Source organism: Streptomyces sp. CB01373, assembly GCF_002803075.1.
GTDB lineage: Bacteria > Actinomycetota > Actinomycetes > Streptomycetales > Streptomycetaceae > Streptomyces.
Map to the genome: position 1 here is coordinate 84,037 of NZ_NNBK01000011.1, position 12,915 is coordinate 96,951.

The following is a 12,915-nucleotide window of genomic DNA, read 5'->3' on the forward strand; positions in this document are numbered from 1 at the left end:
CCCGGCAACACCCGGGTGGGCCGCCGGCCGCACCTCTCGCGCGGTGCTGCGCCACCGCGCAGCGCTACTTCGGCGGGGTCCGGAAGCCCTCCGCCGAGCCACGCACGTCCCGGACCCCACCCCCCCGCACCCTCAGGACAGCTCCCCCCGCCCCTGCCGTGGCAGTCCCAGTTCCGCCGTGGCCGCGGAGTCGGAGAATTCGCGTACCGCGCTGGTGCGGGACACCACGCGGCCCCGGTGCACCACGATCCGGCTGTACGCCAGCGACAGCGCCCCCGCGAGCCGGTCGCCGCGTACCGCGAGCAGTTCGGCGGGGAAACCCGCCTCCACCCGCACCTCGGGCAGGCCGAGCACCGCGCGGGCGGACGCGCTCACCGCGTCGTAGGCCTCCTCGGGGCGCAGTCCGTGCCGTGAGGCCAGCAGATACGCGGCCTCCAGCGGGTCGCCGCGCCCCACCGGGTTCGACACGTCCCGCAGGGCGCCGCTGCCCGCGGCCACCCGGACCCCGGCCGCCCGCAGCAGCCTCACCGGCGCCGTCCCGTGGCCCTCGACGCCGCCGCAGTAGCCCTGGGGCAGGCACACCACCCTCACCCCCGCCGCGGCCAGCTGGTCCGCGGCCCGGCCGGCCGCCCCCGCGGGCAGCCCGGCCAGGCCGCCGCACGGGCCCAGCGTCACTCCCGGCCGCAGCCCGCCCGCCATCGCCGCGATGCGCGCCAGCCGGGCCGGGTCGGCGCCGTCGGTGTGCAGGTCCACGGGGCAGCCGTGCTCGGAGGCGACCTCCAGGACCGCCTCGACATAGCCCGTCGGGTCCGGGTCCACGTCCGGGCAGCCGCCCACGACGCACGCGCCCATCTTCACCGCGTCCCGCAGTATCGCCAGGCCGTCCGCGCCGGCCGCCCCGGTCAGCACGCGCGGCACCGCCACCGTCGTCAGCTCGGTGAGCCCGCGCAGCGACCGCCGGGCCCGCAGGGCCGCCGTGAGCACGCCGAGCCCCTGGACGTCACCCACGCGTACGTGTGCGCGCACGGCCGTCGCGCCGTGACCCAGTTGCAGCAGCGCGGCCTCGGTGGTGCGGCGCTGGACGTCGTCAGGCTCGTACGACACCGGCCCGCCGCTGTCGGCGGTCAGGGCCGTGTCGGCGTGGGCGTGGGGTTCGGCCGGGGCCGGCAGGAGCAGGTAGCCGCCGAGGTCGACGCGTGGCGTGCCGGCCCGCGTGGCGCCCGCGCCGAGGCTGCCGGCGGTGCCGACCGCCTCGATGCGCTCACCGGCCAGCCGTACGTCCACGGTCCGCCCGTCGGTCAGCCGCGCCCCGCAGAGCAGCAGCCCGTCCGGGTCCGTCCGTCCGGACGGACCCGGTGAGGAGGACGAGGGGGGCGGTGGCTGTCCGGGGGGCATCGCACTCCAGATACGAAAGGCGACTGGGGCTCGGGGGCACGGACCGCGGGGCCGCGCGGGCCACGCAAGATCACGCAGAGTGAGTCGAGCCTAGGGCGGCCGCCGGGCCCGACGAGGGAGGAGCGCAATAGTCGTACCGGCGTGGCCGCGGGGCCGGAGCGACGCCGGGAAACGGATTTGGGTGAACGGCCGCAGAGCGTGTAATGTCTTCCTCGCTCGCCCCAATAGCTCAGTCGGCAGAGCGTCTCCATGGTAAGGAGAAGGTCAACGGTTCGATTCCGTTTTGGGGCTCTGATGTGAGAGGTACCCGCCGCAAGGCGGGGCCCGATCGCATCGCAGCGGTGTAGCTCAGTCGGTAGAGCAAGCGGCTCATAATCGCTGTGTCACCGGTTCAAGTCCGGTCACCGCTACTCACAGTAGCCGATTGCGGGGTCGGTCCTTCGATCGGCTACTCTTTCTTGCGTTGAACTAGCCTACCCGTTCGTCAAGGAGCACTCACGTGGCTGCCACCGACGTCCGCCCGAAGATCACGCTGGCCTGCGTGGAGTGCAAGGAGCGGAACTACATCACCAAGAAGAACCGGCGGAACAACCCCGACCGGCTCGAGATGAAGAAGCACTGCCCGCGTTGCAAGGCGCACACCGCGCACCGCGAGACGCGCTGATCAAACTCAGACATGAGGCCGCCCCCGCACCATGGGGGCGGCCTCATGGTGTTTCATGTGCGAAAACCGCGAAGAACAGCGACACAGCGACACCAGGAGGTGCCGAGCCATGGCGCTCGACCAGTCCTTCGTGGGGCGGTCCTACCCGCCCACCGACCCCTACGAGGTGGGCCGGGAGAAGATCCGTGAGTTCGCGGAGGCGGTGGGCGACGCCAACGCGGCGTACACGGACCCGGAAGCCGCCAAGGAGCTCGGCCACCCCGATGTGATCGCCCCGCCGACCTTCGTCTTCGCGATCACCTTCAAGGCCGCCGGACAGGTCGTCCAGGACCCGCAGCTCGGCCTGGACTACAGCCGTGTGGTGCACGGCGACCAGAAGTTCGCCTACACCCGGCCCGTGCGCGCCGGTGACCGGCTCACCGTCACCTCCACCATCGAGTCGATCAAGTCCCTGGCCGGCAACGACGTCCTGGACATCCGCGGCGAGGTGCACGACGAGACGGGCGAGCACGTGGTGACCGCCTGGACCAAGCTCGTGGCCCGCGCGGCCGAGGAGGCGTGAGGAATCCGATGACGGCGAAGATCGCCTACGGCGACGTCGAGGTCGGCACCGAGCTGCCGGCGCAGACCTTCCCCGTGACCCGGGCCACCCTTGTGCAGTACGCGGGTGCCTCCGGGGACTTCAACCCGATCCACTGGAACGAGAAGTTCGCCAAGGAGGTCGGGCTTCCGGACGTGATCGCGCACGGCATGTTCACCATGGCCGAGGCGATCCGTGTGGTCACCGACTGGACGGGCGACCCCGGCGCGGTCGTCGAGTACGGCGTCCGCTTCACCAAGCCCGTCGTCGTCCCGAACGACGACGAGGGGGCCGTGATCGAGGTCTCCGGCAAGGTCGCGGCCAAGCTCGACGAGAAGACCGTGCGGGTCGACCTGACCGCCATGTGCAACGGGCAGAAGGTCCTCGGGATGTCCCGGGCCGTCGTACGCCTGGCCTGACGGCCACCCCGGTCCCGCACTCGCCGAGGTGCGGGACCGTCAGCGGGGTCTCGTAGTCTTGGGCGCGTGCAGGAACTCCACGACGCGCCCCTCGCCCCGCTGACCACGTTCCGGCTGGGCGGCCCCGCGACCCGGCTGATCACCGCGACCACCGACGCCGAGGTGATCGACGCCGTCCGCGAGGCCGACGCCCACGGCACACCGCTGCTGGTCGTCGGCGGCGGCTCCAACCTGGTCATCGGCGACAAGGGCTTCGACGGCACCGCGCTGCGCATCGCCACCCGCGGCTTCGAACTCACCGGCACGACGCTGGAGCTGGCCGCAGGCGAGGTCTGGACGGACGCGGTCGCGCGCACCGTCGAGGCCGGACTCGCCGGCGTCGAGTGCCTGTCCGGCATCCCCGGCTCCGCGGGCGCCACCCCGATCCAGAACGTCGGGGCGTACGGCCAGGAGGTCTCCTCGACGATCACCGAGGTCGTCGCCTACGACCGCCGTGACGGCCGCACGGTGACCCTGGCCAACGAGGAGTGCGCGTTCTCCTACCGGCACAGCCGCTTCAAGTCCGACCCCGAGCGGTACGTCGTCCTGCGCGTCCGTTTCCGGCTGGAGGACGCCGACGGTATGTCGGCGCCGGTCAAGTACGCCGAGACCGCCCGCGTCCTGGGCGTCGAGGCGGGCGACCGGGTACCGCTCGCCACCGCCCGCGAGACCGTGCTGAAGCTGCGGGCCGGGAAGGGCATGGTGCTGGACCCCGAGGACCACGACACCTGGTCCGCCGGTTCCTTCTTCACCAACCCGATCCTCACGGACACCGACTTCGCCACCTTCCGCGCACGCGTGCGGGAACGGCTCGGCGACGGCGTCGAGCCCCCCGCCTACCCGGCGGGGCAGGGGCACACCAAGACCTCCGCGGCCTGGCTGATCGACAAGGCGGCCTTCACCAAGGGATACGGCACCGGACCGGCCCGGATCTCCACCAAGCACACCCTGGCCCTGACCAACCGCGGCGGCGCGACCACCGAGGATCTGCTGGCCCTGGCCCGCGAGGTGGTGGCCGGGGTCCGCGAGGCCTTCGGCATCACCCTGGTCAACGAGCCGGTGACGGTCGGCGTGAGCCTGTAGACGCCTAAGACGCGACAGCACACAAGGGGAGGGGAAACCATGGGGAAGCAACACGGCAGACGTGCCGCCGCGGCCGTGGCCACGGCCTTCCTGGCGGGCGTGCTCGCCACGGGATGCGGCAAGGGCGGCACACCGGCCGGGGGCGGGGAGCCGGAAGCGGCGGCGGCGTACACGAGCGTGTCGGAGATCGACGAGAGGCTCGCACCGGACGGCACCACCGTCCGCGTCGGATCCCCCCACGCCAAGACCGTCGTCCACCTGTACGAGGACCTGCGCTGCCCGGTCTGCGCGGAGTTCGAGACCGAGGGCGGCGGCGAGGGCCTGCGCGAGCTGGTCCTGGCCGGCGAGGTCCGGGCCGACTACACGCTGGCCTCCTTCCTCGACGACCGGCTCGGCGGCGAGGGCTCCAAGAAGGCCGCCAACGCCCTGCGGGCCGCCCTGGACGCGGGCAAGTTCGCCGAGTACCACGAGGTGCTCTTCGCGCACCAGCCCGAGGAGGAGGTCGACGGCTACACCGACGCCTTCCTGCTGGACATGGCCTCCAAGGTCCCGGGCCTGCGCGGGGCGGAGTTCGACGCGGCGGTCAAGGGCATGAAGCACCGCGACTTCGTGACCTCCTCCGAGAAGGCGTTCGACACGTCGGGCGTGTCCGGCACGCCCACCATGAAGGTCGACGGCAGGACCGTCGACGCGGCGCTGGCCGGCGGCATCTTCGACAAGGAGACGCTGCCCCTGGTGATCGGCGCTTTGGCACGGTCCTGACCGCCGCGCCCCCGGAACAGGCCCTGGCCCGCCGTCAGCCCGCCAGCCAGTCGTCCACTCCCGACAGCAGCTTCTCCCGCATGTCCGAGGGGGCAGCCGACGCGCGGATCGACTGGCGGGCCAGCTCCGCCAGTTCGGCGTCCGTGAAGGCGTGGTGGCGGCGGGCGATGTCGTACTGCGCCGCCAGCCGGGAGCCGAACAGCAGCGGATCGTCGGCGCCCAGGGCCATCGGGACGCCCGCCTCGAACAGCCGGCGCAGGGGGACGTCCTCGGGCTTGTCGTACACGCCGAGGGCCACGTTCGACGCCGGGCACACCTCGCAGGTCACGCCACGGTCGGCCAGTCGGCTCAGCAGCCGCGGGTCCTCGGCCGCGCGCACCCCGTGGCCGACCCGGTGGGCCTGGAGGTCGTCCAGGCAGTCGCTCACCGAGGAGGGGCCGGTCAGCTCGCCGCCGTGCGGGGCCGCGAACAGGCCGCCGTCCCGTGCGATCGCGAACGCCCGGTCGAAGTCCCGCGCCATGCCCCTGCGTTCGTCGTTCGACAGGCCGAAGCCGACGACGCCGCGGTCCCGGTAGCGCACCGCGAGGCGGGCCAGCGTACGGGCGTCCAGGGGGTGCTTCATACGGTTCGCGGCGACCAGGACCCGCATCCCGAGGCCCGTCTCGCGCGACGCCGTCTCCACCGCGTCGAGGATGATCTCCAGCGCCGGGATCAGCCCGCCCAGGCGCGGCGCGTACGAGGTCGGGTCGACCTGGATCTCCAGCCACCCCGAGCCGTCCTTGACGTCCTCCTCGGCGGCCTCCCGCACCAGCCGCCGGATGTCGTCCGGTTCCCGCAGGCAGGAGCGTGCCGCGTCGTACAGCCGCTGGAAGCGGAACCAGCCCCGTTCGTCCGTCGCCCGCAGCCGCGGCGGCTCCCCGCTGATCAGGGCCGCCGTCAGCGCCTCGGGCAGCCGCACGCCGTACTTGTCGGCGAGTTCCAGCAGGGTGGTGGGCCGCATCGACCCGGTGAAGTGCAGGTGCAGATGGGCTTTCGGCAGCTCAGAGAGATCACGCACACCCGGGGGGTTCGGGGGGAGTCCCCCTGAAGAGCACAACATTCCTGGATGGTGCCGCACGTTCCCCGTGCCCCGGTAGTCGTTTCCCCATTCGTGGTCTTGCTCGCACAAATGAAGGAGCGCTCGCAGGCCACTCACGTGAGTGGCCTGCGAGCGCCCGCAAACGGAAGCGGAACTCAGTCCCGCGCCTCCGCCAGCAGCTTCTGGATCCGGCTGACGCCCTCCACCAGGTCCTCGTCACCCAGGGCGTAGGACAGACGCAGGTAACCCGGCGTGCCGAAGGCCTCACCCGGGACGACCGCGACCTCGGCCTCCTCCAGGATCAGGGCGGCCAGCTCCACCGAGTTCTGCGGGCGCCTGCCGCGGATCTCCTTGCCGATCAGCGCCTTCACCGACGGATAGGCGTAGAACGCGCCCTCCGGCTCCGGGCAGAGCACGCCGTCGATCTCGTTGAGCATCCGCACGATGGTCTTCCGTCGCCGGTCGAAGGCCTCGCGCATCCTCGCGACCGCCTCCAGGTCGCCGGAGACGGCGGCGAGGGCCGCGGCCTGGGAGACGTTCGCCACGTTCGACGTGGCGTGCGACTGGAGGTTGGTCGCGGCCTTGACCACGTCCTTCGGGCCGATGACCCAGCCCACGCGCCAGCCCGTCATGGCGTACGTCTTCGCCACGCCGTTGACGACGACGCACTTGTCGCGCAGCTCGGGCAGGAGCGCCGGCAGGGACACCGACACGGCGTCGCCGTAGACCAGGTGCTCGTAGATCTCGTCGGTCAGCACCCACAGGCCGTGCTCGAGGGCCCAGCGGCCGATCGCCTCGGTCTCGGCCTCGGAGTAGACCGCGCCGGTCGGGTTGGACGGGGAGACGAAGAGGACGACCTTGGTCTTCTTGGTGCGGGCGGCCTCCAGCTGCTCGACCGTCACGCGGTAGCCGGTGGTCTCGTCCGCGACGACCTCGACCGGGACGCCGCCGGCCAGGCGGATCGACTCCGGGTACGTCGTCCAGTACGGCGCCGGCACGATGACCTCGTCGCCCGGGTCGAGGATCGCGGCGAACGCCTCGTAGATGGCCTGCTTGCCGCCGTTGGTGACCAGGATCTGCGAGACGTCCGGCTCCCAGCCGGAGTCGCGCAGCGTCTTCGCGGCGATCGCGGCCTTCAGCTCGGGCAGGCCGCCGGCCGGCGTGTAGCGGTGGTACTTGGGGTTCCGGCAGGCCTCGACGGCGGCCTCGACGATGTAGTCCGGGGTCGGGAAGTCCGGCTCTCCGGCGCCGAAGCCGATCACGGGACGTCCGGCGGCCTTGAGGGCCTTGGCCTTGGCGTCCACGGCGAGGGTGGCGGACTCGGAGATCGCGCCGACGCGGGCGGAGACCCGGCGCTCGGTGGGAGGGGTTGCAGCGCTCATACCGTCCATCGTTTCAGACCGGAAACACCCGGGGCACGCCGTTCCACAGGGTGAACAAGTCCGGTCGAACCTCCGGACATCCGTCCGGATCCGGTCCTCGGCCAGGCGATCTTCCAGTGATCGGGGCCGGTTGGGCACTTTCTGTTCGACGACCGGCGCCGGAACACGTACACTCTCACCTCGTTGGTCTTCAGCAGCCGCTGTCGCACCCGGTGCACACCGAGCACCCGGTCGTATGCGGTACGTTGGGGGCACACAAAGGGTCGTAGCTCAATTGGTAGAGCACTGGTCTCCAAAACCAGCGGTTGGGGGTTCGAGTCCCTCCGGCCCTGCTACACACACCATCGCCAGGATGTGTGCGCATGTACGTACAGCAATGCACCGCCGTGCGGCTCGACCGGGCGCGGCACGGCCACGACCCGGAATCAGGTGAGGACGAATGACGGACGCCGTGGGCTCCCTCGACACGCCTGATGCCCAGGACGAGGTGACGGACTCCAAGAAGGCCCGCAAGGGTGGCAAGCGTGGCAAGAAGGGCCCGCTGAAGCGCCTTGCTCTCTTCTACCGTCAGATCATCGCGGAACTCCGCAAGGTCGTCTGGCCGACTCGCAATCAGCTGACGACGTACACCACCGTGGTGATTGTCTTCGTCGTCATCATGATCGGCCTGGTGACCGTGATTGACTATGGGCTCAACCACGCGGCCAAGTACGTCTTCGGCTGAGCCAAGAGCGAAGGGCGCCGCGGTTACCGGCGCCCCTTTTCGCATGTTCCACCCCTATGTATCCAGGAAGAAGCAGCCACCGTGTCTGACCCGAACCTGAACGACGCCATCGAGCCGACCGAGTCCGTGGATGACGAGCTCGACATCGTCGAGGGTGCGGACGAGGTCGACGAGGCCGAGGCTGCCGAAGCCGCCGCGGGCGAGTCGGCCGAGGAGGCCGCCGTCCACGTCGTGGACGAGGCGGCCGAGGGTGAGGCCGAGGAAGAGGAGCCGGAGCCCGAGGTCGACCCGGTCACCAAGCTCCGCGAGGAACTGCGCACGCTGCCCGGCGAGTGGTACGTCATCCACACCTACGCCGGCTACGAGAAGCGCGTGAAGGCCAACCTGGAGCAGCGCGCCGTCTCGCTGAACGTCGAGGACTTCATCTACCAGGCCGAGGTGCCCGAGGAAGAGATCGTCCAGATCAAGAACGGCGAGCGCAAGACCGTCCGGCAGAACAAGCTGCCCGGCTACGTCCTGGTCCGCATGGACCTGACGAACGAGTCCTGGGGCGTCGTCCGTAACACCCCGGGCGTCACCGGATTCGTCGGCAACGCCTACGACCCGTACCCGCTGTCCCTGGACGAGATCGTGAAGATGCTCGCCCCGGAGGCGGAGGAGAAGGCCGCCCGCGAGGCCGCCGAGGCCGAGGGCAAGCCGGCCCCGCAGCGCAAGGTCGAGGTCCAGGTGCTGGACTTCGAGGTCGGCGACTCGGTCACCGTCACCGACGGCCCGTTCGCCACGCTCCAGGCCACGATCAACGAGATCAACCCGGACTCCAAGAAGGTCAAGGGCCTCGTCGAGATCTTCGGCCGCGAGACCCCGGTCGAGCTGAGCTTCGACCAGATCCAGAAGAACTAGCTCGCCGCGGTTCTTTCTGGACCCACCGCTTCCGCGCAGGTCAGGCGATCGCTCGAGCGGTCGCCTGACCTGCTCGGTTTTCAGCCGCACAGTCATACCCGTTATCGTTGTGCGGTATGCCTGCGTCCGGGTGGTACCCGAGCGCAGGCAGGACCCGAATCGAAAGGACCCGGAGAGCAATGCCTCCCAAGAAGAAGAAGGTCACGGGGCTCATCAAGCTCCAGATCCAGGCCGGCGCAGCCAACCCGGCTCCGCCGGTCGGCCCGGCGCTGGGTCAGCACGGCGTCAACATCATGGAGTTCTGCAAGGCCTACAACGCCGCGACCGAGTCGCAGCGCGGTTGGGTCATCCCGGTGGAGATCACGGTCTACGAGGACCGTTCCTTCACCTTCATCACCAAGACGCCGCCGGCCGCCAAGATGATCCTCAAGGCCGCGGGCGTGGAGAAGGGCTCCGGCGAGCCGCACAAGACCAAGGTCGCCAAGATCACCGAGGCGCAGGTCCGCGAGATCGCCCAGACCAAGCTGCCCGACCTCAACGCCAACGACCTGGACGCCGCCGCGAAGATCATCGCCGGCACCGCGCGTTCCATGGGCGTCACGGTCGAGGGCTGAACCCCACCTTCGTAGCACCATGCGGCCGAAGGCCGCACGTGGCAGGGCCGGCTCGGCCCGTACCACGACTCCTTACAGAACACACAGGAGCAGTTGTGAGCAAGCGCAGCAAGGCTCTCCGCGCTGCGGACGCCAAGATCGACCGGGAGAAGCAGTACGCCCCGCTCGAGGCCGTCCGTCTCGCCAAGGAGACCTCCACGACCAAGTTCGACGCCACCGTCGAGGTCGCCTTCCGCCTGGGTGTCGACCCGCGCAAGGCCGACCAGATGGTCCGTGGCACCGTGAACCTTCCGCACGGCACCGGTAAGACCGCCCGGGTCCTGGTCTTCGCGACCGGTGACCGTGCCGAGGCCGCACGTGCCGCCGGCGCCGACATCGTCGGCGCGGACGAGCTGATCGACGAGGTGGCGAAGGGCCGTCTGGACTTCGACGCCGTCGTCGCCACCCCGGACCTCATGGGCAAGGTCGGCCGCCTCGGCCGCGTCCTCGGCCCGCGTGGTCTGATGCCGAACCCCAAGACCGGCACCGTCACCCCCGACGTGACCAAGGCCGTCACGGACATCAAGGGCGGCAAGATCGAGTTCCGCGTCGACAAGCACTCGAACCTGCACTTCATCATCGGCAAGACGTCGTTCGACGACACCAAGCTGGTGGAGAACTACGGCGCGGCCCTGGAGGAGATCCTCCGTCTGAAGCCGTCCGCCGCCAAGGGTCGCTACATCAAGAAGGCCGGCATCACCACCACGATGGGCCCCGGCATCCCGGTCGACCCGAACCGCACCCGCAACCTCCTCGTCGAGGAGGACCCGGCCGCGGTCTGAGCCAACGGCTCGCACAGCTGAGGGACGAGTCCCGCAACCTTTTCGGGTGCGGGGCTCGTCCCTTTTCTGTGGGACTCCTGTACGGCGTATTCCGTACGCCCGTGCACGACGTCCTGTGCGACTTTCGTACGCCTGTCACAGGGCTGCGTTAGCGTGAAGATCACAGCAACCGCATAGGGGTGGGACGAATGAAGAGCACGACCGCGCGCCGTATCACGCTCTCCGTCGTGGCGGTGACCTGTCTGACGGCACTGACCGCCTGCGGCTCCTCGGGCGGCTCGTCCGGTTCCTCCAAAGGCTCGGGCAAGGACGACGGCACGGCCGGCCGGGGCCCCGCCAAGGTGAGCCCCGTCGCGGCCCTGCGCTCCGCCGACACCTCCACCGCCGGGGCCGACTCGGCCCGGGTGTCGACGACGACCAGCCTCGGCACCCTGATGTCGATGAAGGGCAGCGGCACCCTCGACTGGGCCGACGGTCTCACCGGCCGGCTCACGCTCACCTACACCGGCGGCACCGTCGCCGAGACGATGCGCCAGATCGGCGCCACGACGATGGAGGCGCGGTACCTGCCCGACGCCTACTACGCGCACATGAGCGACGCCTACGCGCGGCAGGTGGGCGGCAAGCACTGGATCCGGTACCGCTACGAGGACCTCGGGGCCCTCGCCGGCGGCTCCGGCGCGTACATGCAGGAGCAGTTGAAGAGCGCCACACCGAACCAGTCGGTGAAGCTGCTGCTGGTCTCCGGCGACGTCAGGAAGGTCGGCGAGGCGACGGTGCGCGGCGAGCACACCACGCACTACGCGGGCACGGTGAACGTCGCCGACTTCGCCGGCAAGAACTCGAACCTGCCCAAGCGCCAGATGGACGACCTGAAGAAGCAGCTCAGCAAGGCGGGGGTCACCACGGAGACCATCGACATCTGGGTCAACGACCAGGACCTGCTGGTCAAGAAGGTGGAGAAGGCCGAGACGGCGACCGGCACGATGACCACCACCGCCTACTTCAGCGACTACGGAGTGAAGACCGCCGTCCAGGCGCCCCCGGCCGGCGACACCAGCGACTTCAAGGACCTGATCGCGTCGCAGGGCGCCGCCGCGGGCGGCAGCGGCATCAGTTCCTGAGCCGCCTCCCGGGGCGGATTTGCTTTGCGATGACGCCTTCCCGTACGCTCCCACAGAAGCCAAAGACCGCTGGTCGTTGCCGTGCACTCGAACGAGGGTGCGGTGGCCGAAGGATCCGCTGAACTGCGGACGACCCGCGCAGGTGACTGTGGAAGAACTCCCGGAGCACACGTCGATCCCCGTGTGTGCGCCCGGTCGAGTCCGCCCCGTGCGCCTGCGCCGGGGCGTTTCGTTTTCCCCAGTCCTCCTTCGGGTCCGCGCGGTCCGAATCACCCGGAAGGAGGCCGAGGCTCTATGGCGAGGCCCGACAAGGCTGCCGCGGTTGCGGAGCTGACGGACAAGTTCCGCAGCTCCAACGCCGCCGTGCTGACCGAGTACCGCGGTCTCACCGTGGCGCAGCTCAAGACGCTGCGCCGGTCGCTCGGTGAGAACGCCCAGTACGCCGTGGTGAAGAACACGCTGACCAAGATTGCGGCCAACGAGGCCGGGATCACGCTGGACGACCAGCTCTTCGCTGGTCCGACGGCCGTCGCCTTCGTCACCGGTGACCCGGTGGAGTCGGCGAAGGGTCTCCGTGACTTCGCCAAGGACAACCCGAATCTCGTCATCAAGGGCGGTGTCCTTGACGGCAAGGCGCTGTCCGCCGACGAGATCAAGAAGCTTGCGGACCTCGAGTCCCGCGAGGTTCTGCTCTCCAAGCTGGCCGGTGCGTTCAAGGGCAAGCAGTCCCAGGCTGCCTCTGTCTTCCAGGCGCTCCCGTCGAAGCTCGTCCGCACCGTGGACGCGCTTCGTGCCAAGCAGGACGAGCAGGGCGGTGCCGAGTAACTCGGCTCGCTTTCTGATCCTCGCCGCCTGACGCGGCGAGGGTCTCAGCGGGCCGACGTACGCCCGCCACACCCAGTACATCCGGCACCCGCCGAATTAGTGGAAGGATCGCCCATCATGGCGAAGCTCAGCCAGGAAGACCTGCTCGCGCAGTTCGAGGAGATGACCCTCATCGAGCTCTCCGAGTTCGTGAAGGCCTTCGAGGAGAAGTTCGACGTCACCGCCGCCGCTGCCGCGCCGGTCATGATCGCCGGTGCCGCCGGTGGCGCTGCCGCCGAGGCCGTCGAGGAGCAGGACGAGTTCGACGTCGTCCTCACCGGTGCCGGCGACAAGAAGATCCAGGTCATCAAGGTCGTGCGCGAGCTGACCTCCCTCGGCCTGAAGGAGGCCAAGGACCTGGTCGACGGTGCGCCGAAGCCCGTCCTCGAGAAGGTCAACAAGGAGGCCGCGGAGAAGGCCGCCGAGTCCCTCAAGGGCGCCGGCGCCTCCGTCGAGGTCAAGTAAG

Annotated in this window: 15 protein-coding genes and 3 tRNA genes; 15 read left to right on the forward strand and 3 right to left on the reverse strand. The window is 70.0% G+C overall.

The window, feature by feature from the left end:
• Positions 1-132: 132 nt before the first annotated feature.
• Complete coding sequence (locus CG719_RS18195; protein ID WP_100569717.1) at positions 133-1,395, reverse strand: amidohydrolase family protein; 1,263 nt, start codon at positions 1,393-1,395, stop codon at positions 133-135.
• 218 nt (positions 1,396-1,613) lie between these two features.
• On the opposite strand from CG719_RS18195, the gene CG719_RS18200 reads away from it, so the two are divergent.
• The 7 genes from CG719_RS18200 (at position 1,614) to CG719_RS18230 (ending at position 4,942) form a co-directional block, all read left to right on the forward strand.
• Positions 1,614-1,686: transfer RNA gene (locus CG719_RS18200), tRNA-Thr, on the forward strand.
• A gap of 46 nt (positions 1,687-1,732) precedes the next feature.
• Positions 1,733-1,805 (forward strand) — tRNA-Met (locus tag CG719_RS18205).
• A gap of 89 nt (positions 1,806-1,894) precedes the next feature.
• On the forward strand, positions 1,895-2,059 hold the full coding sequence (gene rpmG, locus CG719_RS18210; RefSeq protein ID WP_006347275.1) for a 50S ribosomal protein L33: 165 nt from the start codon (positions 1,895-1,897) through the stop codon (positions 2,057-2,059).
• Between the two features lie 109 nt (positions 2,060-2,168).
• Entirely contained in the window at positions 2,169-2,621 is a 453-nt protein-coding gene (locus CG719_RS18215; RefSeq protein WP_100569718.1) for a MaoC family dehydratase N-terminal domain-containing protein, read from the forward strand.
• Between the two features lie 8 nt (positions 2,622-2,629).
• Positions 2,630-3,058, forward strand: a complete 429-nt coding sequence (locus CG719_RS18220; RefSeq protein ID WP_100569719.1) for a MaoC family dehydratase — start codon at positions 2,630-2,632, stop codon at positions 3,056-3,058.
• 66 nt (positions 3,059-3,124) lie between these two features.
• Complete coding sequence (locus CG719_RS18225) at positions 3,125-4,180, forward strand: UDP-N-acetylmuramate dehydrogenase (RefSeq protein ID WP_100569720.1); 1,056 nt, start codon at positions 3,125-3,127, stop codon at positions 4,178-4,180.
• 39 nt (positions 4,181-4,219) lie between these two features.
• Entirely contained in the window at positions 4,220-4,942 is a 723-nt protein-coding gene (locus CG719_RS18230) for a DsbA family protein (protein ID WP_100569721.1), read from the forward strand.
• A gap of 34 nt (positions 4,943-4,976) precedes the next feature.
• Here CG719_RS18230 and CG719_RS18235 read toward each other — a convergent pair whose 3' ends face one another.
• Both CG719_RS18235 and CG719_RS18240 read right to left on the reverse strand, forming a co-directional pair.
• Positions 4,977-6,041, reverse strand: coding sequence for an adenosine deaminase (locus CG719_RS18235; protein WP_100569722.1), 1,065 nt, complete (start codon positions 6,039-6,041; stop codon positions 4,977-4,979).
• Between the two features lie 134 nt (positions 6,042-6,175).
• Positions 6,176-7,402: a pyridoxal phosphate-dependent aminotransferase gene (locus CG719_RS18240; RefSeq protein ID WP_100569983.1), complete on the reverse strand. Its 1,227-nt coding sequence runs from the start codon at positions 7,400-7,402 to the stop codon at positions 6,176-6,178.
• A 259-nt stretch (positions 7,403-7,661) separates the two neighbouring features.
• Between CG719_RS18240 and CG719_RS18245 the strand changes: the two genes are divergently transcribed.
• From CG719_RS18245 to rplL, 8 genes are all read left to right on the forward strand, one after another.
• A tRNA-Trp gene (locus tag CG719_RS18245) sits at positions 7,662-7,734 on the forward strand.
• 107 nt (positions 7,735-7,841) lie between these two features.
• Positions 7,842-8,126, forward strand: a complete 285-nt coding sequence (secE, locus tag CG719_RS18250) for a preprotein translocase subunit SecE (RefSeq protein WP_100569723.1) — start codon at positions 7,842-7,844, stop codon at positions 8,124-8,126.
• An 81-nt stretch (positions 8,127-8,207) separates the two neighbouring features.
• Complete coding sequence (nusG, locus tag CG719_RS18255; protein WP_100569724.1) at positions 8,208-9,026, forward strand: transcription termination/antitermination protein NusG; 819 nt, start codon at positions 8,208-8,210, stop codon at positions 9,024-9,026.
• Positions 9,027-9,205: 179 nt separating this feature from the next.
• Complete coding sequence (gene rplK, locus CG719_RS18260) at positions 9,206-9,640, forward strand: 50S ribosomal protein L11 (RefSeq protein ID WP_019756559.1); 435 nt, start codon at positions 9,206-9,208, stop codon at positions 9,638-9,640.
• 95 nt (positions 9,641-9,735) lie between these two features.
• Positions 9,736-10,461, forward strand: a complete 726-nt coding sequence (rplA, locus tag CG719_RS18265) for a 50S ribosomal protein L1 (protein ID WP_100569725.1) — start codon at positions 9,736-9,738, stop codon at positions 10,459-10,461.
• A gap of 188 nt (positions 10,462-10,649) precedes the next feature.
• The gene (locus CG719_RS18270; RefSeq protein WP_100569726.1) at positions 10,650-11,585 is read left to right on the forward strand and encodes a hypothetical protein; all 936 of its coding nucleotides are present in this window, start codon (positions 10,650-10,652) and stop codon (positions 11,583-11,585) included.
• Between the two features lie 294 nt (positions 11,586-11,879).
• Positions 11,880-12,410: a 50S ribosomal protein L10 gene (gene rplJ, locus CG719_RS18275; protein WP_100569727.1), complete on the forward strand. Its 531-nt coding sequence runs from the start codon at positions 11,880-11,882 to the stop codon at positions 12,408-12,410.
• Between the two features lie 117 nt (positions 12,411-12,527).
• Positions 12,528-12,914, forward strand: coding sequence for a 50S ribosomal protein L7/L12 (rplL, locus tag CG719_RS18280; RefSeq protein WP_100569728.1), 387 nt, complete (start codon positions 12,528-12,530; stop codon positions 12,912-12,914).
• Position 12,915: the final 1 nt, after the last annotated feature.